The sequence below is a fragment of the Microcoleus sp. M2_D5 genome (assembly GCF_036701935.1).
In the GTDB taxonomy this organism is placed as follows: Bacteria; Cyanobacteriota; Cyanobacteriia; order Cyanobacteriales; family Microcoleaceae; genus Microcoleus.
In genome coordinates, this window is the sequence record NZ_JAUBRP010000006.1 from 112,677 (window position 1) to 133,411 (window position 20,735).

Below are 20,735 nucleotides of genomic sequence, written 5' to 3' on the forward strand. Positions count from 1 at the left end.
CAACAGTTATTTACCTTCTCCCCCCCACAGGTAGGGTTTAATTTTCAACCGCTGCACTATAATAAACGTGCGATAACTAACTTATATATAGGTTATAGGTAAACTGTCAGCGCAGAGGGTGCAGCAATCTACTTAAATTGGCCACCAATAAGAACCACTTATGCGGTGTTGATAGCCTTTAAGCCCATGCCCCTGTTACCTCAGGGAAATTAACTAACCTGAATATTAGGGTAGCTGGCAAGCTTTCCGGCGACTGTCGGCTATGCTTGATTCGGCGCTCTCGCAATAATTTAATGGAGGATGACAAAATGCCTCCTAATTTGGCTATTTCGGGGATAGTGATGAAAAATGACTCTTTGGATCTGGTCAAAAGCCTCAGCCCTAGTGCAATGGATCAGATCATGCTATATCTGGCGTTTAGCGCCATGAGAACCAGTGGGCACAGGCACGGGGCGTTTCTAGACGCAGCCGCAACGGCGGCTAAGTGTGCCATTTATATGACTTATATGGAGCAGGACAACAACCTGCGGATGACTGGACACTTGCATCACATTGAGCCTAAACGGGTGAAGGTGATTGTTGAAGAAGTCCGGGAAGCTCTGACTCAGGGAAAATTGCTGAAAATGTTGGGTTCGCAAGAACCTAGATATTTGATTCAGTTTCCTTATGTCTGGCTGGAACAGTATGGTTGGATGCCGGGACGCCCTCGCATTCCGGGAAACAATTTGACTGTAGATGAAAAAAAATATCTCGAAGGCAAAATTCCTCCGAATCCGCCAGACGCTCAACTGATCAATTCTTTTCAGTTTATGGAGTTGATCGAGTTTCTGCACAGGCGATCGCAAGAAGATATGTCTCCAGAAAGGCGAATGCCTTTGAGCGAAGCTCTAGCAGAACACATTAAGCGGCGCTTGATCTATTCTGGGACAGTGACTCGCATTGATTCTCCTTGGGGAATGCCGTTTTATGCCCTCACTCGCGCTACTTACTCTCCCGCAGAGCAGGAAGAGCGAACGTTTACTATGGTTGAGGATACGGCTAGATATTTCCGGCTGATGAAGGATTGGGCGGAAAAACAACCGAAGGTGATGCGAATTATGGAGACTTTGGATATTCCGCCGGAACGGCTCGACCAAGCCCTTGAGGAATTAGATGAAATTATTCGCAATTGGGCCGATCGCTATCACAAGCGGGGCGAACCGACGATGATTTTACAAATGGTTTTTGGGCCGCAAGACGACGCTTAGTTTGATTAACTATTAATCATTAGTCATCAGTTTAGGACTAAGGGCAACTGTCACACGACCCTCGACTGGTAGGGTGCGTCAGACTCCGTTATTGAACGATTATCAAAGATTTCGGATCTGACGCACCTTACTATATATGCCACTTTCGTCCAAGACTGCCGTTGATTGCTTGAGACTAATGACTAATTGTTAATAACTAATCGATCTGGAGGCAGAAACCGGGTTTTTATCTAAAAATACTGCGTTAAGGTCTTGAATTCTCGTAAGAAACCAGGTTTATTGGGTCGCGAATGCGTCCAGGATTAACTAAGCTAAAAAAGCTTTCCAGGTTGCAGCTAAAACGATCGCTGCGATCGCTCCTATGAGTGTATTGAAAAAATTTACTACCTCGTTCGTCAGCCACTCAAACTTTGATTGCACAGTCGCCCCAATCACGCTCTCGATGTTAGTGGCAATAAAAGCTGCAATAACACAAAAAACAATTCCTGTCAAGTCAATTAAACCGACGGCCCAACTTAAAAGCGCGATCAAAATTGAGCCGACAATACCTGCGATCGTTCCTTCCAAACTTACGGCCCCTTCGGTACCCCTAGGTACAGGCTGCAAGCTAGTAATCAAAAAAGTCCGCGAACCGTAAGCTTTGCCGATTTCGCTGGCGCAGGTATCGGAAAGTTTGGTGCAAAAACTCGCCGCGTAACCCAGCAATAACAGGGAAATAGCACCTTGTGGGACAGGCATCTTGCCTGTCTCTCCTAAAATATTGCCTGTCTCTCCTAAAATATTGCCTGTCTCTCCTAAAATAGACATCTCGCCTGTATTTCCTAAAATAGATAACGCCAAAACTCCCAAAGCGCTCATAGTAGCCGTTAAAGCAGAACCCCAGACATTTTCCGGGCCTCTGGCGCCTGAACGCTTTTCGGCTATGCCTTCTGCTTCTTTTTGGGCTTTGCCGATGCGGGTAACTCCCGATCCGACAAGAAAGTAAAACATCACCACAGCATAGCCTCGCCATCCCAAACAGCCCCAGATGAGGACACCCAATACCCAGCCGTGAAATTGGCCGGCGGGGGTGAGCAATTTTTTAGGAGCAATGGTGGCGATCGCGAGTAAAAATGTATTTAGGGCGATCGCCACCAACCAAGGATTAGACCAAGATAAATAATTAAAGAACAATTCTGAATTCTGCATTTAGTACCTCCTTGACATCCACCCCGCCCTATAAGGGCTAGAATTCCCAAACCTCACGATTTAGGTTTCTGCTTCTGTCCCCGATACGGGTTTTTCGCAACTGCCTTTTAGAGGAGTCTCTATCTGGTCTTACGTTCGCTCCACAGACTGCAACGGCAAGCCCTGCCGCCAAAATATTCTTAGCCGCGTTCAAATCTCGGTCATGGTTCATCCCACAATTAGGACACTCCCACTCCCTGACACTCAACGGCATTTTCTCAACAATATGCCCGCAGTTTTCGCATCTTTTAGAGCTGGGAAACCAGCGGTCAATTTTTACCAGTTTCCGCCCGTACCACTGGCATTTATAGGTAAGTTGTCGGGTCAGTTCACCCCAACTAGCGTCAGAAATAGCTTGTGCCAGTTTGCGGTTCAAGACCATATTTTTGACAGCCAAATCCTCAACTATTATCGTTTGGTTTTCGCGCACGAGTTGAGTTGTCAGCTTGTGCAAAAAATCTTTGCGAGCATCGGCTATCTGCCCGTGTATTTTGGCTGCTTTAAGTCGCGCCTTGTGCCTGTTGTTGCTTCCTTTCTGTTTCCGAGACAAGGCTTTTTGCGCCCGCATCAGCTTCTTGTGCAGCCGCTTAAAGTGTTTGGGGTTAGCAATCTTATTGCCGTCACTGGTAGCAATCAGACTGGCGATCCCAACGTCCAAACCAACTGCTTTATCGGTTTTGATCTGCGGTTTGACGGTAGGGTCATCTACCAGCAAGGAGACAAACCATCGTCCTTGTGCATCCAGTTTGACCGTAATAGTGGATGGATTGCATCCAGGAGGGATTTGCCTGCTCCACCTAATCGGCAAAGGTTCGCAGCATTTAGCCAGAAATACTTGAGAGTCTTTCCACCGGAAAGCAGACTTAGTAAATTCAGCGCTACCGCCGTGATGCTTTTTCTGAAAGTTGGGATATTTAGCACGACCGGCCCAGAAGTTAGCAAACGCCTTTTGCAAATGTCTGAGTCCCTGTTGCAGAGGGACACAGCTCACCTCCGAAAGAAAATCAAGCTCTGGCTCTTTTTTCCAACTTGTCAGCATGGAGGAGGTTTGAAGGTAATCAACTCGTTCTTGACGAGAGTACCAAGCCTCTGTACGGGCAGCCAGCGCTTTGTTGTATACCAGTCGAACGCAGCCCAAAGTCCGTCGCAAAAGTGATTCTTGCTCGGTGGTGGGATAGAAGCGGTAGCGATAGGCTTTTTCCATGCCGGACATTTTACCACGTTCCCTGTAAAGCCGTCCTGTAAGGACGGGGTTTCAAACCCATTTTTCTGATGAACCAAGTCTTATTTCATCTTGCCTTCCCAGTGACCGATATTGCCCAAACCAAAGCGTTCTATGTAGACGGGCTGGGCTGCGAACTAGGTCGCGAATCGCCTAATTCTGCAATTATGGGTCTGTGCGGGCATCAAATTGTCGCCCACGTCAGCCGCGAACCTTTGACGCCTCAGCGAGGCATCTACCCCCGGCATTTTGGGTTAATTTTTACTTCCGAAGCTGACTGGGAAGCGTTGCTAGAAAAAGCCCAGCAAAACAACTTAAATTTCTATCAAGAACCGAGACGGCGATTTGTCGGTTTGCCTACAGAACACCGTACTTTCTTCTTAGAAGACCCTTTCCACAATATACTGGAGTTCAAGTATTATTGTGAAGCTGAAGCAATTTTTGGTCGCAGCGAATACGCTGAAGTTGGCGATGCTGTTTGATATTTAGTCCGGTAGCGATTTGCCGTGTTCGTGGGGGCGGGTTTACGAGATTGTTGGTTTTAACTCAGATATTGCACCATTGTCAAGAACAGGCAAGATGCCTGTTCCACAAGAAAAATCATCTCTTGTGGAACAGGCAAGATGCCTGTTCCTAAATAAGTAATTGAGAATGGTGCAATATCTCAGTTTTAAGCAATTATTGTAGGTGAAACCCGCCCCTACAAAATTTGACGTTATACAAGAATGAATCAAACGGTTAATTATGAACTTTTAAGGGTTCTGAAAGTGCTTCAGCGACTGCTTTTAAACTGCTGGAATGCCTCGCCATCATGGCATGGGCGAATACGGACAATTTTACTTCTTTTGCAGCAGATATTTGGGAACTAGAAGCAGGTACGATGATGAAATCCCAATCAGTCCAAATCGAAGTAAAATTGAGCTTTTCCAACAAAGCAGCATCTCGATTTAAATCTTCCAGAAAAGCACTGCCGGGACGCATTTGGATGCAGCCTTTTCCCCAGAGAGTGTAAGCCATCCAAGTACCGCTGTGAGGAGAAGATATGGCAATAAAGCGCTGCACTCGGTTAATGCCGCCTAACCTTTGCAGGTAGTAGCGAGTTACTAAACCGCCCATGCTCAATCCTACTATATCTAAATGCTGTTCTGGCACAAAGGTTTTGTCTATATAATCGGCTATTTGTTGGGCTAATTCGTCTATGCTGGCGTTGCCCCAATGGGGCGAAAGATTGAGGGTGTAGACTGACCATCCCAGTTGGGTCAGGTAGGCAGACATTTTGTGAAAAATTCCCGATTTTCTGAATATTCCGTGAATTAGCAAGACTGGGTTGCGGCTGAAATTGCTATTCATCTTTAAGTGGGAATTTTATTTTCTATAGGTGCTTTCAGTTCTTCAACTAATGCGTTAATACTTAGGGTTTCTGTCACCATTTGGCGGTGCAGCAAAACGTTGACTTTAACTTCTTTACCTACTGGCATTTGGGAGCTATTCGCCGGTACAATCATTATGTCAAATGGCGTCCACATTGATGTAAAGTTTATGCGTTTGAGCATTGTCACATCTTGATTTAAATCGCGCAGCAAGCCGCTATCGGGGCGCATATCCAGGTATCCTGGTAGGCGTAGGGAATAGGCGGTGAGGGTGCCGCGGTGGGGGGATGATAGGGTGATGAAACGCTGTACGCGGTTGATTCCTCCGAGTCGCTGGACGTAGTAGCGGCTGACGATGCCGCCCATGCTGTAGCCTACTATGTCTAAAGGCTGTTCTGGCTCGAAGGTTTCAGAGATGTAGTCTGCGAGTTGCTTGGCGAGTAAGTCGAGGCCGAGGCTGCCGTCGTTGGGGGTGAGGTTGAGGCTGTGGACTGACCATCCAAGTTGGGTGAGACGGGCGGACATTGTGTTGAAAATCATCTTGGTGTCCCAGATGCCGTGTATGAGGATGACGGGATTGCGATCGAGCGAACTGTTCATTTGAAAAGAAAATTGCTTGCTGATTAAAGGATAAATCACTCCCCTAGGGAGTGTGACCCATACTAGGACAGCTAGGGAATCGGATCGAGGTACGATCGGCAATTAGTGGGAACCGTTAACAATTATGAGATACTTGTAAATAAGTGCAAAGGCGTGGTGGTATTTATACCTAAAATTTGCTTGGATGAGCTAGCTTAAATACAGCAAAATGTAAATTTTGATTAAGAAATGTAGACAAAAGTTGCCTAACCTCGTAGTCTAATTTTGTTGACAAGCTTGTACAAATTTCTCTAAAAGAACAAAAGGAGTAAGTCTAATGTTTGGTTTTATCAAAAATTTCTTGGGCGGTATTTTCGGCTTTTTCGGCAGACTGTTGGGCTTGAAAAAGTCTGAATATTTCCTAGATTTGGGCGAATCGGGAGCGAAGGAACCAGCAAAAGTTGCGCCTGCGAAGGCTGAGCCTGTTGCGATCGCACCGGCAAAAGTTGAGCCTGTTAAGTCTGAAAAGTCTGAGAAGTCTGAACCTGCTAAGAAGGCTAAGGTAGAGAAAAAGTCGAAGAAAGAAAAGGAACCAGTTGCTAGCGTTCCTGCTAATACTCCCGAACCTGCGAAGGTACCTGCGGTTGCAGCAACTAACGGCAAAGTGCCGAGTCAAGCTGAACCGAATCGGACTTTTGCTCCTAATAATTTAATGCCGACACCAAATGGAAGTCGTCGGAGCCCTGGCCCCAGCATGAACAATTTCCGGGAAATGGCTCGTCAGGTGAAAACGAAGTAGGAAATTGGGAATTGATAATAGGGAATTGGGCATTGGATAATTCCCAATGCTGGCGTTAACAAATTAAAAATGAGCAATCTCATTTTTAATTTTAACTATTTGTTCTATTCCCTATTTTCTGGGTTTTTGAGGAAGGCTAATCCGCTGTATAGCTGAAAAGCTGAGTCCCAAGGAGTTTCGGATTTGCGATCGACTTCTATATGAGATTGGATCTTGCTCAACATATTAGTGTAATCGAGGACTGTCTCGGCAAATGGCGTAAATTCTGACCAAAGTGTAACGTCAAGCTGGCGATCGAATATTTCCAGTAAGTTATTCCAGTTAATTCGGGTGGTACTTTGAGGAATTTGTTGAGAGTTTTTGACTCTCGATGTTTTGTTTTTATGGTTCGGTGAAGTGGGAAGAAGTTCGGCTGAAGCTTTGGTGAAGTCAACTCCTTGTTGAAATTCGTAGCTTTGGTCGCAAATTCGCAGAATGCAGTTTCTGCTGGGAATGTGCAAGTCACAGATTTGAGCGTAATCTTGCCTGATTTCTCTGTGGCGAAATTGCTCCTTTCTTCGGTTGGGTGAGTAGTCCATGACTTCGATGAACATCGGCAACAAGCCTTCTACTCTTTGGGTAACTTCTGACCAGCTAAACTCGATCGCACCGAGTCGTGAGAGTCGATCTTTGCAAACAACCGCTGGAGAAGAGAGAGACTGGAAGTGTTGCACTCGGAAAATTTGGATTTTTTGAATATCGGCTAGGGTTGCCCAAAATACGGGAATCCCGGCGTTGAGGAGTTCTTGACCGTAAATTCGGAGTTCGGCGATGGGGCCTGTTTTGTAAAGTCTCCAGCCGCGGCTTTGGATTTGCATCCGGGTTGTGTATGCGTCGATTTTAAATATTCTGCTGATATTTTGTACGGCTGCGGCTTTGTTTTCGGGACTTACGGGTTCGAGGATGAGGAGTCCCGGTTCGAGGTTGCTGGGGTCGTTTTTGGCGGTTTCTATGGCTTGTTGGCGGAGGTTTTGTTGTGCGGTTTCAATCCGTTGAATAGCTTGGCGGGTCTGGGAGACGATTTTGGCGTTGGTGATATCGCGGAGTATTTGTTTGTAGGTTGTTTGGGCTTTTTCGAGGTTGTTGGTGAGTTCGTAGTAGCGGGCGATATAGTATTGTACCCACGGATTTTCGGGGGAGTCTTTTTGTAGTTTTTTGATGAGTTGGGCAGCTTGTTTGTATTCTTTACCATCGAGGGCGGCTGCTATTTGGTTGATGTCTGTCATGGCGGTTGCGGGAATGGCGTTGTTTCTATCTTGGCTGATGTTTGGTTGGTTCGGCTACTGGTTAACAAGTTTCGCTTTTTTTTGTTTGGAATTTTGGGTTGTTGGGAACAATTAAGATGTGGATTTTTTAACCGCAGATGAATGCGGATGAACGCGGATGTGTAGAGAGGGATGTTTAGTGGATGCGAAAATAAATATAAGTTACAGTTGATTGGAATTAATGCTTAAGCTGTAGGAACCTTTGCTTGTAAGATCGCCTCCTTTAACAACTATTTTATAACTGCCGTTACTAGGCAATTTTATCGTGAGTTGAGACTCGCGGCGATTCTGGGAGTTGCCTGTTTTTTCGGCAATAGTTTTGCCGCTGGTGTCGAACAGTGTTATGTTGTGGTCGAATGCTCTGCTTTTGAGGTTGATCGTAATAGATTGACCTGCCCGTCCTTGAAATGTGTGTTCACTGGGCTCGCCGTCTTTGAGGGTTCCCCGCTGCTGTAGGATGGAAAGGGAGGTGAGTTTTGGGCGATCGACATTGCTCAATTCTAAGGCGTAATTAGTCATGGGTACATCGAGGCCATTTCCTTCTCTGACTACGATGATAAAAGCTGTTTTGTTGTTGGGATCTCGGACTATTTTGTCAATAAATTGGGATTGTATTTGTTTTGCTGTTAGAGGTTTAGGTTGGTTGAAGTTGGGTTGTGAGGTACAGAAAAGCACGGCTCCATCTAGATAGCGGGCGGCGTACAACCAATAGTTTTGACGGTTAGTTGTAAATTCGTTTCTGCTAAAGATAGTGAATCTTTCAAATTGCGGTAGTTGCTGATTGCGCTGGCAATTTTTATCAATGTATATTTCGTTGGCTGATGGCTGTCGCTGGGCGAAAACTGCTGGTACAGTCGTGCTTACAATTGCTGAAATGAGAGTGAGGGTGAAGGTGAAGGGCGAGCGGGTTTTCATAAATACTGATTTCTATTTATTGTTGTCAGGTTTTGTACGCTGTACTTCCTATTTTATCTCTGTTTTAAATACTGTTCTAGTTCCGCAGTGCGCTGTTTTGTCATGCGATCCAAACATTCATTGAGGAAACCTCGATAACCGGTACCGCCACGACTTTTATAAACTTCAAATTCACAGGTTTTATCTCTTAACTGAATCCACCCTAATTGTGCTTCCGCAAGTAGCGCTTTCTCTTCCTTGCTCAACTTAGCAATTAATTGTTTGTAAACGTCATTCAGTTGTTTGTCTGCAATTTCATACCTCAACCGAATACAGGCTCTGACTTCTACATCTCCTTGCGGGCGATCGCAATTAATCTGTTGAGCAATGGGAAAGCTCGGAGATTTTGCAGAAACTGATGTTGTACCGAAAATTGCCAAAAGCGCGTGAAGCGAAGCTATCCCGCAGGGAATCGACAAAAAGAGCGATCGACCTTTCCTCAACTCTATTTTCATTGTGTATCAACCCGATATATCATATAATTTTAATTAACACAAAACCAAGTATATTTGATTTACTTAATTTTTTTTATATTTACTAAATGCGATGATTATAAGGCATCGTAAGCATCCATCTCCGGTAGTTCCCAATCAGGAGCAAATCTACTCAACCGAACCCGTAAATCTGCCACTTGTTCCTGGTTGATACCGCGAGATTGCAAGTTTACTAACCCTACTTTTGACATAAAAGTAACAATAACTTGCGCTTCTTCTATGTCGGCGGGCATTTCAAATAACTCAATTTTGCCATTTCGGTATATCCCCTCTACTGACTGTAACATATTACTCCTCTGATAATTATCTATTTATAGCCTTTCTCAAAAAGATGAGGTATGATTGACAGCTTGTATAACCACTTAAACGTATAGGGCTGGCATCCCAACTACGTCCGCGAATCTTTGGCTCGAACCGCTATACATTTTAGCGGCGATCGAACCAAAGAAACCGGGTTTTTTGCCTTGGCTGTCGGTTTTCACCAAATATTCTGGTAAAAAACCCGGTTTCTGACTACCCCTGCGTCCAGGACTATGATATTAGCACTTCTCAAAAGCTGCTCCAACTAAAGACAAAGCCACAATCGGTGCTGTCACCGCCCTCAGAATTCTACTGCCCAAAGAAACAGCTTCAAAACCCAATTCGATCGCCCTTTCCACCTCACCCTCAGTCCATCCACCCTCCGGGCCCGTTGCTATTACTATCGATAATTCTCCCCCAGGGGGCGGGCACGGGGGCACCGCCCCTACAAAGGGGGGATCGAAACTACCAATCAAACAATCCCACAAATGCCGATTGTCCCCGCGAGCCACACAAATATATCGATTTTTTCGAGCGCAATTTTTCACAGCAAAATCAAACGAAATAGGCTCTAAAATCGTCGGCACAATTTGACGTTCCGACTGTTCCGCCGCCTCCGCAGCAATTCTCCTCCACCGATCGACTTTTTGATCGCTTGGTTTGAGCAAAGTTCGATCGCTCGTTACCGGCACAATACTTGCCACACCCAACTCCGCCGCCTGCCTCACAACCTCGTCAAAGCCGTTTCCCTTGGGCAATGCCGCCATCAAAGTTACTTCCACCGGTAGCTCCCTGTTCGCCGCAATCTCCTCTGCTATGGAGGCAAATAACCCGGTTTCCCGTAGTTCTAGGACGGCAGACCACCAATGTCCTCGGCCGTCCATTGCAATAAATCGATCGCCCGCTTGCAAACGCAGCACTCGATTTAAATAATGCTGCTGTTCTCTAGTTAAGTCGATTTGGCGATCGCAAATTTGAGCTGCTGTAACTGCTAATCTTTGTAGTTGAGGCATTGAATTGGGGATTGTTCGTTTTCTATTAGAGATTTTTTTTATTTAACCGCAGAGAACGCAGAGAACGCAGAGGAAGAGAGAATGAGAGGAGATAGGCTGGCGCGGTTTCAACTGTTCAAAAAACTCTAAAGGCAAAGCATCTACAACCGGAATTATTTTACAAATTCAAGTTTTTTTCTGCAAATGCTCTGCCTTTATATTACTGTTGCCAGAAGTCTATTTAATACAATCGAAAATCGGCTTATCCTTCCTCCTTAATCTTCTTTAAATAAGTGGAAATCGCTTCTGTAGCTAGCTGCGTGATCGGCTTGCCCTGACGGGCTGCTTCTTCCTTGAGCTCGTTGTAGATTTCATCGCGGACGCTAATTCGACGGCGGACTTTGCCACCGACAGCAGTGGCAGTCTCGTTTTCCTCGCCGTTACTAGACGTAACTTCTAATTCATTAATCTCAGTTGTCATCGAGTCAGCAGATTGGTAGTTGGTTACAAATTGACGGATAGATTCTAACCCGACGCGATCGCAAAAATTGCCAAAACTCTCGCTCAGTTGCCGTTTTTGCTTGAAATAAACAAAAATCGGCTCCAGAAAAGCTTCAAAATCCTTGACGTGCAGCTTTTCCTCAATTGGTTTTGCCAGCCGCGTTTGGTCGGGAGAACCGCCCAGCCAAATCTGGTAGGATTCTGGGGAACTCCCGACAAACCCCAATTCTGCCATATAAGGACGGGCGCATCCATTTGGGCAACCAGTCATCCGCACCACAAAATGCTCGTCTGCCAAGCCAACTTTGGTCAAAAGTGCCCGAATTCGCTCTAAAATGCTGGGAATCACGCGCTCCGACTCGGTAATCGCCAGCCCGCAAGTCGGCATTGCCGGACAAGCCATCCCATAGCGCACTAGGGGGTCGAGATCAGTTTCTCGCTGAATGCCGCATCGATGGAGTATTCCCTGAATTTCTTCTTTAACCTCCGGCGAAATATCGTAAATCAGCACGTTTTGGTGTGGCGTCGCCAGTATCGGCAAGTTGTACTTCTGCACGATTTCCCGCAAAGCTGTTTTTAGCTGAAATGAACCTTCATCCTTGATCCGGCCATTGTCCACGGAAATGCCGACAAACAGTTTGCCGTCTCCTTGTTCGTGCCAGCCCAAGAAATCCAAATACTTCCACTCAGGCAGCGGTTTAAAGGCTTCTAGCGGCTTGCCAAAATATTCGGCTACTTTTTCGCGGAACCACTGTACGCCTTTGTCGTTAATCAGGTATTTCAGCCGCGCGTGCCGTCTGTCCGTGCGATCGCCGTAATCTCTCTGGGTTGCTACAATTGCCTTGACCAAATCGTAAACATCGTCCTTGGCCACATAGCAAATCTCATCCGCAACCCGCGCAAAAGTCTCTTCTTTGTTGTGAGTACGGCCCAAACCGCCGCCAGCAAACACGTCAAAACCTTGCAATTCGCCAGCTTCATTGGTAATTACCACCAAGCTCAAATCCTGAGAGTACAAGTCAATTGAATTGTCTCCGGGCACGGTAACGGAGCACTTGAACTTGCGCGGCATATAATGGCTGCCGTAAATCGGTTCTTCTTTGTCGTCGCTAAAGATTGTGCCGTTGCCGTTTTTCTGTCTGGCGGCCTTCACTGCTGGGTCTTCCTCGGCCGAAACAGCCTTTTCGCCGTCCAACCAAATTTCGTAATAAGCACCGGTTTGCGGTGTCAGCAAATCGGCGACATTGTTGGCGTATTGCAGCGCATACTGGTATTCTGGGCGATTTTTGTACGGTGCTGGCGGTGCCATGACGTTGCGGTTCAAGTCGCCGCAAGCTCCCAAGGTTGACCCCATATTTTTAATAATTGAGGAAAACACTGCTTTAAGATTTTTTTTCAACACCCCGTGCAGTTGGAAACCTTGGCGCGTTGTAACGCGGAGCGTGTGGTTGCCGTATTCTTCAGATAGCTTGTCTAAGGCTAAGTATAATTGCGGCGGAGTGAACCCGCCGGGATTGCGGGTGCGGAGCATGAACTGATAGTCTTTTTCTTGTCCTTTAACTCGATTGTCGCGGTTGTCTTGCTGGTACGAGCCGTGAAATTTGAGAATCTGAATCCCCTCTTCGGTGAAGTGGGTAGTTTCTTGTAACAGTTCAGTCGCAACGGGTTCTCGCAAATAGTTGCTGCGTTCTTTGAGACCTTCTGATTTAGAGGGCTTGCGCGCAACAGGGGTTGAAGTGGAAGATGTGATCATGGGAATGTATAGTGCCAGTTATAATTAGATACAGCCGATCGAATATTTCTTGACAATTTGACACTTGACAAATTTGCACTTGACAAATCTCCTCAGAAATGCTGTGTCGGATCTGTTGACAACTCGGTTAATAACTAAGTTAATAACGGTAATCCGGTAGGAATTCTGATGTTGTTCAATTGTAACACGATCGAGCCGGGGCTGAAAAATTGTAATTAAGAGTTTATATTTTCGATCGCTTAAGTGTACGAAACTTTAGAAATAATTAACCTCAACCTTTGAAACTATGTCACTGTATGACGAAGACACTTTTGTGGTCTTAGAAACAAACCAGCCAGAGCAGTTTTTGAATGCGGCGGAACTGTTAGAAAAGCTGAAAGCGGTCTTAGCTGAGGAACACGAAGATTTGCCGCAGGAGGTGAATAAAATATCGGGTTTGGAAGCTCAAGCTAAGTATTTAATTGATACTTATTGTGAATTAGATGTCGGGCAGGGAAAATATTTGCAGTGGTACGCAGTGCGCTTGGAAAAGTAATTTTGGGAATTTTGGGAATTTTGGGAATTTGGAATTGGTAACAGTCAACACTCAACAATTATTCAATCCAAAATCTACAGCATATTTCATGTATATGTGGTACACACAAGAAGAGCCATCGCCCGCTGTAGGGTGCGTCGCCCACGGGATATCTGCAAGTTTTATCAAATATGAAGCAGATCCGCACCCTACAGATTAACACCACATAATATAGCTGCTACTGTACTTCATGAACCACCGAATATACTGTAAAATTGCGAAGCATTGTTCGCGATCGCGCGGCAACCTCTAAAATCGATTAGTCTTCCAACTGTTGCACCGATGATACTTCTACTGCGGTAACATCGATCGTACCGGGCGGTGTCAAACGGCTAAAATGACCTTCCTCTATTTTCAGAGGTTCGCCGCAGTTGGCACACTGAAGCTGAGTTTGATTTAAAGCTGTAAATTCGTATTGACAAACTGGACAATTGTCCGTAATTAAATTGCGTTTCAGCCACCACTGAAGCGCGAAAAATGCAACCACAGGCGTCAGCAACAAAAAAGCTACTAAAATCAACACTGATTTAACTATCCAACCCAAACCGATTGACACCAACAAATACGCGATGCCCAGCATTATCAGCCAATTACTAATACGGGGTAGCTTGAAAGATATTTTGGGGGTGCCTTGGTTCACGGTAGTCTCCTTGGGTGTCTTTGCAGGTAGGCATAACTCTATCCTACTCAGAAATTCAGGCGGTCGATCGAGTTAATTTTCCCATTGTACACGGAGAAACCGCTCTCTACGTTATAAGTTAATCAGAGTCAGCCGATTTTAGATTTTAGATTTTAGATTTTAGATTTACTTCCAGCATTGAATCTGGAAGCTTGAACTAAAGTCTAAAATTTTAGGAGCTCCACTTAAGTGCGTCGGGGGCTTTTACCCGTTTTTGGGCGTGTCAGAGGGTTGAAAAATTTCTAGTAAGGATTGACAAAGGGATTCAAAACTAAATCTTGCCAGGGTTTGTTCCCTCAACCAGCGGCGATCGCACCTTTTATCCTCTCCTCGCAGCATTTCCACACAAGCAACCGCTACTGCTGCTGCATCTCGGTGGGGAACTCGCCATCCCAGTTTACCATCTTGCAGCGGATCGGCTGACCCGTCCGCGTCCCCCGCGAGTACGGGTACTCCGCAAGCCAGCGCTTCCAAATAAACTATACCGAACCCTTCCTGGGAGGGCATTACATAAGCATCGGCTAACTGGTAATGGGCTGGTAAATTTTCTGTCGGTACAAAACCCGCAAATATTACTCTTTCGCTAACTCCCAAATCATCAGCGAGTTTGGCTAATCTAGATCGATCGTCTCCTCTGCCAATAACTAAGTATTTCACATTCGGAAAAGTTTTGGCTATTTGCGGCAAAGCTTGAATTGTGACATCAACGCCTTTGTAAATATCTGTCGATCGCAATCTGGCTACAGTCATCAATATTTTAGCATCAACTAAATTGTACTGCTCTAATAAATCCTGTGGCTTCGGCCCAGTGGTAAATATATTTTCATCTACCGTACAAGGCACTATTTGGAATTTTTCGGGATTTAAGTTGTTAATTTCGCAAGTACGCGCGGCGAAGCTATCCCGTAGGGAATCGCGCGTGTACCTGCTAATAGTCCAAATACTGTCAGCTTTGCTCATTGCTATTTGATATTTGGGAGCAAGCGGTTCCCAAACTTCCTTGCCGTAAGTTAAAATTGTGTAGGGAATTCCCAGCGGCTGGCATAAAGTTTGAATCAGCGGTGCGAGTTTGATGTGACCGCAGAAAACCCGTTCCGGTCTTTTGTGCAGTAAGTTAGTTAGTATTTGGGCTGCAAACTTAAGACGGCCAAACCAAGCGGGATGAGTTTTTAGGTAATAAAATTTCAGATTTTCAGTTTGGGTGCAGAAACCGGGGTTTTTTAGGGAAATACTTGCTTTTTTTCGAGTACCATGCTCTGATTGGGTTCGCTCGCGGGACGATCGTACTGTGGTATCATTCCGAGCTAACGGGATTTGATATAGCAATCCTAAATGACTTGTGGGATGGGCATCTTGCCCGTCCAAGCTAAAAGCCTGAACGACGTTCGTAACTGACTTGGGATTGGTATATAAGTCCTGATTTTTTGACTCGAAGGGGTTGTTGCAGTTTGGGGAATCTCGCAATAGCAAAACTTCTGCTTGGGGCGGAAAGTTGTTTGCTGCGGTTAGTGACAGGTAAGCTTTCAGGATGTCTTGAACGTAGGATTGAATGCCACCTTCGCTGGAAAATATTTCTAGGAAACAGAATAGGTGATTTGTCGATCGCATTTTTCGATCCAATTAAAACTGTCGCCAGATTTCGATGATGCTGGGAATTCTTCGCGCACCATAGCCTATATATAGCCTGTTGTCGAAGTAGTGCGCGCGCGATCGACTAATTTTCCGATGCGGGCGCAGCATTGGGTCGAGGCAAACCATCCCCGCGCGCCACATCCGGGTAGCAAACCCCTTCTGGGGCTTTCTTTTCGGTGCGACAACAAAAAACCCCTGCCATCGCTGGCTGGGGTAGAAAATTATCAGGGTGCATCTACTAATGTGCTGAGTATAGCATGATTTGTGGGGTGTCACCCCTGATGGGTGACACCAACGAAGAATATTTAATGACAATAACTTATAATCAAGGCTGTAAATGATTAACAAAGCTTGTACTTTAGACCGTATTGTCCCTGTTAATCTAAGATAGGACAGGCGCAGGAATCCTCAGAAACCCCGTTGATTCCTAGATTTATCCTTGCCAAAGCCAATATTTTCCCAGAAACCGGGTTTCTGAGCGCAAGTCCGATAAAATTTAAGATTTAGAATAAATCTGTGCTAGACCTCAAATTAATCCGAGAAAACCCGCAAGCCGTGCAAGAAAGCCTCAACCTGCGCGGAGGTAACTATGAAATCGAGCCGATTTTGGAATTAGACAAACAGCAGCGGGAGTTGGAAGGCAAGCGATCGCAACTGCAAGCCCGCAGCAACGAAATTGCCAAACTCATCGGTCAAAAAAGAAAATCGGGTTTACCTCTCGAATCTCCCGAAATTCAGGAACTGCAGGCAGAAGGGAACGCAGTCGGCACCGAGTCGAACGAACTGCAAGCACAGGAAAAAGACCTAAAAGCTCAAATAGAAGCTTTATTGCTACCGCTGCCAAACTTGCCCGGTTCCTCAACGCCGATCGGCAAAAATGAAGAGGAAAACGTGGAAATCCGGCGCTGGGGAGAGGAATACATACCCCAAAATTCAGGTATTTTACCGCACTGGGAAATCGGCGAAAAATTAGGAATTATCAACTTTGAACGGGCAGTAAAAATTGCTCAGCCCCGCTTTGTCAGCTTAATGGGAGCGGGTGCAGCCCTGGAAAGAGCGATTATTCAATTCATGCTCGACCGCCACACAAAAGCCGGTTATGTAGAAGTAATTCCCCCATTTTTAGTTAATACTGAATCCCTCACTGCTACTGGTCAATTACCCAAATTTGCTGAAGAAAGTTTCAAGTGCGACCAAGATGATTTGTGGCTGATTCCTACTTCGGAAGTTCCGGTGGTCAATTTGTACAGAGGTGAAATATTAACAGCAGAACAGTTGCCAATTTATCACTGTTCTTATACTCCTTGTTTTCGGCGCGAAGCTGGCAGTTACGGCAAAGATACGCGGGGATTAATTCGATTGCACCAATTTAATAAAGTTGAATTGGTAAAACTCGTGCATCCGAGTACCTCCGAGGCAGAGCACGAAAAGTTAGTGCAGGATGCTGAAGGAGTTTTGCAGGCGTTGAAATTGCCTTATCGGGCGATCGCGCTGTGTACCGGCGACTTGGGTTTCGCGGCCGCCAAAACCTACGATTTAGAGGTGTGGCTGCCATCTGCAGGCAAATACCGCGAGATTTCCAGTTGTTCCAACGTCGCAGATTTTCAGGCGCGGCGGGCCAATATTCGCTTTAAAGAAGCGGGTAAAAAAGGCACTCAATTCGTTCACGCGCTGAACGGTTCCGGTTTAGCTGTGGGCCGGACAATGGCGGCAATTTTGGAGAATTACCAGCAGCCAGACGGGACTGTAAAAGTGCCGGAAGCTTTACAACCCTATTTGGGACGGGAAGTTTTATAGACAGTTGATTCGGCGATTAACTGGTTGCCCAGGCTCTGCCTGGGAACCGATGTCGAGAGGCTCTGCCTCGCTTGCTTGCGAAAATTGGAGGCAGAGCCTCTGGATCTGCGTTACCAGGCAGAGCCTGGTAACGAGTAACGAGTAAAACTCTTGTGGTATACGCCTCCTGCCTGCCCTTGACTGGCTATTTACCAGATGTCTATTACAGTTGGAGCAACGCTTCTTTGATATCCAGCGCTAAAAATCTATCCAATGCTAGATACATCCAATAAACAGATAACTGACTATCGCTGCTAGTCTTCTGAAATCCCAAAGCCAGGGACTGTTTTTCGTACATGGGGTGGATCATTAGGGTGTACAAGTCGCAAATATTGGGAAAATCTGTTTGCATTTCGCCTAAAACTTTTTGTGAGTCTTCGAGAAAAGCAATGCGGTATTCTGACAAATACTGCGGATCGATCATCCAACTGCGGACAAATACTGACTGGCAATTTTGATCTCCTGGTAATGCCATTTTGAAAGGATCGATATCGGAAATTGAGCTTAAATGAAGCCCTTTACTAGGAGCATTAAAAAAATTAACTTCCGATTCGCTAGCTGTGGGATAAAGTAAGTAAAAGCCGACTGGATTTAGATTATCTGAGCGGCGCAAAACTCGCATTCCATTTGAGTATTGATGGGCAAGAAGCCGGAGGATTTTAGCAATTTTGTGGGGAACTGTGTTAGTGTTGCGGTTCATCCAGTTGTAATTGGTGGCTAATAAATTGGCAACGATAATTGCGTCGCACCGAGGGTTGAAATCATCTAATTGGAGTTGTACAGGCTTTTGAGGTTCGGCGGTTTCTAAAATTTCTGAAACTGGCTGAATTTTAATTGCCGTAGCGTTACCATCAAAGTGTTTTGCGATTAATCCGAGTGCTGCTAATTTATCTAACATCATTCCGGCGGCGCGATCGCTCCCGCGATCGGAATCGCAGTAAAATAGTTCGGCGGCTTCCCGGTGAGTGCACTGCACTTCTGTTGCGGGTACTTCCAGTTTCGCCAGCGGTGGTTTGAGACGGGGCTGGCTTTCCTGAAGCTGTTTCACCGATAAGTAAACCCAAAGCCTGATAAAGCATTCAGCCCTAGTGCGAGTTACGCCTACTCGTTTCATCAATAGCGAAACAGCCGTGCGGCGTTGAGAAGGAGAATACCAAGTATCTAGTTTTGCAATATCCATTTCAGTCGGGAAGCTGCGAAGGAACTCTAGTTACATATTGGCTCAATTACATAAAACTTCACCCCGCTTCAGGTTACTTGTTGTCGCTGTTGCTCAACTTGCCTGATTTCCGGCGACTCTACAAGATAGCTGCTTGCTCGTTGCAAGTTCACAAATCACAAAGCACCATCAATTTTAGATATTTTATGACCAGACTAAATTAGCAACTTTAGAGGTTTACGTCATGTACAGTGCTGATACCAATTTAATATGAAGCTGCATAGAATAAAGCTTCAAGAATGAAATTGTAAGAATATAGCGAACTGCGACAGTTCAGGTGTGATTTGTTGCAGAACAAGATTAAGTCGTTCATGCAATAGGGTTCTTGGAGTTTCTATCGATATTTGGAACTGCAAAAAGAGATGAGGAATGTTTAAAAGTATGGTGCTACTTATAGCAATCTTTGCAGGAGTCCTAAATTTTTTACCCCACCCCAACCCTCCCCGAAATCGCTCTGAGGGAGTAAGAAATTCACAAATGATTTAGGATGGCTATAAGCTGTTGTGCATTTAAATTGTATATTTCGATTCCCGATCAAAAATCGTCAAGTCCTCTCCCCCGATCCCCATCGAACCCTCTCCCTCTCTAATACCATAGGCAATCTAGATGCAACACAGCTTATGTAGGGTGCAACCTAAGCACCTTACGACTATTTAATGACTGCCAACAATCTAGATAAACCCGCCCCCACACAATGAATAATCTACATCAACGCTGTCTGTGAACGAATCGAAAAAATGTACATTTGGATTGTTCGTCTTGGGAGGGCGGGTTTGTCAGATTATTCGTTTCCGACATAGATGGTTGGTAAAAGCCGCCCCTAGGCACTAGGAAATTCTAGTTAATTTTTCAGGTATAAAATTAAGAGGAAAAACTCAAGCTGCTGCTAGCTGTGCTTGTTCTGCTGCTTGGGGCAAAGTCTGATTTACCACAATCCACTTGCCTGTAATTGGGTCGCGGTAAGTAATAAAGGGATTAGATTTTAAAGGTTGACTGCAAGGTTTAGCGCCCATCTCTACACACTCCCTATAAATGGCATTGAATAACTACTACAACACCATACCTTTAATAATCGGCTATTTTGTCTAAAATCCGCGTGATTTTTACCTCAACAATAGGTGATATTTTAGATGTGTTTTGGTGACATAGAACACGGCATAATGTGATTTAAAACTGCGTGGGCAGTGAGCAGTATCACCAAAAACCTTCCGTAAAAAAAATCTGCCTTGTGGTTTTTACCTTCTACCTTTAAGCAGACCACTATTTTCAGTATACATCTGATATTATTAAGTAAGGTAAAGATGTTTATCAAAGATCCCCCTTACAAACTTATGGTGCTATTTGGATTTGGCAAAAAGTCGAGCCTGCCCTCTCCCCAAGAGGCATTACCGGGACGGGCAGAGTCGATGTCGGTACCGGCAAGTCACTTTGTTAACGGCAATCCGCTCAAACCTCCCTTTCCAAACGGCATGGAGACTGCATTGTTTGGCCTGGGCTGTTTTTGGGGAGCGGAACGCAAATTTTGGCAGCAAAATGGAGTTTTTTCGACGGCTGTTGGCTACGCGGCTGGGATTACTCCGAATCCTACTTACAATGAAGTTTGCAGCGGGATGACGGGACACAATGAAGTAGTTCTGGTTGTGTTCGATCCGAAAGTAATTAGTTACGAAACGCTGCTTAAAGTTTTTTGGGAAAGTCACAATCCTACTCAAGGAATGCGTCAGGGCAATGATTCTGGTACTCAGTACCGATCGGGCATTTACACGTATTCAGCCAGCCAAAAGCAGCTAGCTGAATCTTCGCGCGATGCTTACCAGCAGGCTTTGACGGCGGCCGGTTACGGCAAGATTACTACTGAAATTATTGATGCTCCTGAGTTTTATTACGCAGAAAGCTATCACCAGCAGTATCTTGCTAAAAACCCGAACGGTTATTGCGGTTTGGGCGGTACTAAGGTTTGTTTGCCTGCTATGTCTCAGGCTTAAAACTTTTACAAGGGTTATTTTGGGGCTGTTGCAATAGTCCGGCAGTCGGGCAGGGGTTTAAACCCCTG

Annotated in this window: 20 protein-coding genes; 6 read left to right on the forward strand and 14 right to left on the reverse strand. The window is 45.5% G+C overall.

Annotation, left to right across the window (positions count from 1 at the left end; all coding sequences use genetic code 11):
* The first annotated feature begins 341 nt into the window (after positions 1–341).
* The gene (gene hetR, locus QUA50_RS04575) at positions 342–1,247 is read left to right on the forward strand and encodes a heterocyst differentiation master regulator HetR (RefSeq protein ID WP_333034952.1); all 906 of its coding nucleotides are present in this window, start codon (positions 342–344) and stop codon (positions 1,245–1,247) included.
* A 306-nt stretch (positions 1,248–1,553) separates the two neighbouring features.
* Here hetR and QUA50_RS04580 read toward each other — a convergent pair whose 3' ends face one another.
* Both QUA50_RS04580 and QUA50_RS04585 read right to left on the reverse strand, forming a co-directional pair.
* Positions 1,554–2,435 (reverse strand): TIGR00297 family protein, encoded by an 882-nt coding sequence (locus QUA50_RS04580; protein ID WP_333260399.1) that lies wholly within the window; start codon positions 2,433–2,435, stop codon positions 1,554–1,556.
* Between the two features lie 37 nt (positions 2,436–2,472).
* Positions 2,473–3,678, reverse strand: coding sequence for an RNA-guided endonuclease TnpB family protein (locus QUA50_RS04585; protein ID WP_333260396.1), 1,206 nt, complete (start codon positions 3,676–3,678; stop codon positions 2,473–2,475).
* A 68-nt stretch (positions 3,679–3,746) separates the two neighbouring features.
* Here QUA50_RS04585 and QUA50_RS04590 point away from each other — a divergent pair, with 68 nt between their 5' ends.
* Entirely contained in the window at positions 3,747–4,178 is a 432-nt protein-coding gene (locus QUA50_RS04590; protein WP_333098932.1) for a VOC family protein, read from the forward strand.
* A gap of 256 nt (positions 4,179–4,434) precedes the next feature.
* Here the strand turns inward: QUA50_RS04590 and QUA50_RS04595 are convergent, their stop codons facing one another.
* Both QUA50_RS04595 and QUA50_RS04600 read right to left on the reverse strand, forming a co-directional pair.
* Entirely contained in the window at positions 4,435–5,046 is a 612-nt protein-coding gene (locus QUA50_RS04595; RefSeq protein WP_333260392.1) for an alpha/beta fold hydrolase, read from the reverse strand.
* Between the two features lie 2 nt (positions 5,047–5,048).
* Positions 5,049–5,666: an alpha/beta fold hydrolase gene (locus QUA50_RS04600; protein ID WP_333260389.1), complete on the reverse strand. Its 618-nt coding sequence runs from the start codon at positions 5,664–5,666 to the stop codon at positions 5,049–5,051.
* Between the two features lie 316 nt (positions 5,667–5,982).
* Here QUA50_RS04600 and QUA50_RS04605 point away from each other — a divergent pair, with 316 nt between their 5' ends.
* Positions 5,983–6,444, forward strand: coding sequence for a hypothetical protein (locus QUA50_RS04605; protein ID WP_333260386.1), 462 nt, complete (start codon positions 5,983–5,985; stop codon positions 6,442–6,444).
* A 104-nt stretch (positions 6,445–6,548) separates the two neighbouring features.
* Here the strand turns inward: QUA50_RS04605 and QUA50_RS04610 are convergent, their stop codons facing one another.
* The 6 genes from QUA50_RS04610 to sir all read right to left on the reverse strand — a co-directional run bounded on the left by QUA50_RS04610 (position 6,549) and on the right by sir (position 12,742).
* On the reverse strand, positions 6,549–7,709 hold the full coding sequence (locus QUA50_RS04610; RefSeq protein WP_333260383.1) for a tetratricopeptide repeat protein: 1,161 nt from the start codon (positions 7,707–7,709) through the stop codon (positions 6,549–6,551).
* Between the two features lie 201 nt (positions 7,710–7,910).
* Positions 7,911–8,663, reverse strand: a complete 753-nt coding sequence (locus QUA50_RS04615) for a hypothetical protein (RefSeq protein ID WP_333260380.1) — start codon at positions 8,661–8,663, stop codon at positions 7,911–7,913.
* Between the two features lie 53 nt (positions 8,664–8,716).
* Positions 8,717–9,157, reverse strand: a complete 441-nt coding sequence (locus QUA50_RS04620; RefSeq protein ID WP_333260378.1) for a lysozyme inhibitor LprI family protein — start codon at positions 9,155–9,157, stop codon at positions 8,717–8,719.
* Positions 9,158–9,252: 95 nt separating this feature from the next.
* Positions 9,253–9,483 carry a hypothetical protein gene (locus QUA50_RS04625; protein ID WP_333260375.1) on the reverse strand — a complete coding sequence of 77 codons (231 nt, stop codon included), beginning with the start codon at positions 9,481–9,483 and terminating at the stop codon, positions 9,253–9,255.
* Positions 9,484–9,735: 252 nt separating this feature from the next.
* The gene (locus QUA50_RS04630) at positions 9,736–10,509 is read right to left on the reverse strand and encodes a 16S rRNA (uracil(1498)-N(3))-methyltransferase (RefSeq protein ID WP_333260372.1); all 774 of its coding nucleotides are present in this window, start codon (positions 10,507–10,509) and stop codon (positions 9,736–9,738) included.
* A 241-nt stretch (positions 10,510–10,750) separates the two neighbouring features.
* Entirely contained in the window at positions 10,751–12,742 is a 1,992-nt protein-coding gene (gene sir / locus QUA50_RS04635) for a sulfite reductase, ferredoxin dependent (protein WP_333260369.1), read from the reverse strand.
* 286 nt (positions 12,743–13,028) lie between these two features.
* Here sir and QUA50_RS04640 point away from each other — a divergent pair, with 286 nt between their 5' ends.
* Positions 13,029–13,277, forward strand: a complete 249-nt coding sequence (locus tag QUA50_RS04640) for a chlororespiratory reduction protein 7 (protein WP_333260367.1) — start codon at positions 13,029–13,031, stop codon at positions 13,275–13,277.
* A 298-nt stretch (positions 13,278–13,575) separates the two neighbouring features.
* Here the strand turns inward: QUA50_RS04640 and QUA50_RS04645 are convergent, their stop codons facing one another.
* Both QUA50_RS04645 and QUA50_RS04650 read right to left on the reverse strand, forming a co-directional pair.
* Positions 13,576–13,956 carry a hypothetical protein gene (locus QUA50_RS04645; RefSeq protein ID WP_333260364.1) on the reverse strand — a complete coding sequence of 127 codons (381 nt, stop codon included), beginning with the start codon at positions 13,954–13,956 and terminating at the stop codon, positions 13,576–13,578.
* A gap of 243 nt (positions 13,957–14,199) precedes the next feature.
* Complete coding sequence (locus tag QUA50_RS04650; protein ID WP_333260361.1) at positions 14,200–15,603, reverse strand: glycosyltransferase family 4 protein; 1,404 nt, start codon at positions 15,601–15,603, stop codon at positions 14,200–14,202.
* Between the two features lie 540 nt (positions 15,604–16,143).
* Between QUA50_RS04650 and serS the strand changes: the two genes are divergently transcribed.
* Positions 16,144–17,424 (forward strand): serine--tRNA ligase, encoded by a 1,281-nt coding sequence (serS, locus tag QUA50_RS04655; protein ID WP_333260358.1) that lies wholly within the window; start codon positions 16,144–16,146, stop codon positions 17,422–17,424.
* Positions 17,425–17,626: 202 nt separating this feature from the next.
* On the opposite strand, the gene QUA50_RS04660 is transcribed toward serS, so the two are convergent.
* Both QUA50_RS04660 and QUA50_RS04665 read right to left on the reverse strand, forming a co-directional pair.
* A complete protein-coding gene (locus tag QUA50_RS04660; RefSeq protein ID WP_333260355.1) occupies positions 17,627–18,643 on the reverse strand; it encodes a hypothetical protein in 1,017 nt (338 codons plus the stop codon).
* Between the two features lie 914 nt (positions 18,644–19,557).
* Complete coding sequence (locus tag QUA50_RS04665; protein ID WP_333053409.1) at positions 19,558–19,695, reverse strand: hypothetical protein; 138 nt, start codon at positions 19,693–19,695, stop codon at positions 19,558–19,560.
* A gap of 318 nt (positions 19,696–20,013) precedes the next feature.
* Here QUA50_RS04665 and msrA point away from each other — a divergent pair, with 318 nt between their 5' ends.
* Entirely contained in the window at positions 20,014–20,667 is a 654-nt protein-coding gene (gene msrA / locus QUA50_RS04670) for a peptide-methionine (S)-S-oxide reductase MsrA (RefSeq protein WP_333260623.1), read from the forward strand.
* Positions 20,668–20,735 lie beyond the last annotated feature (68 nt).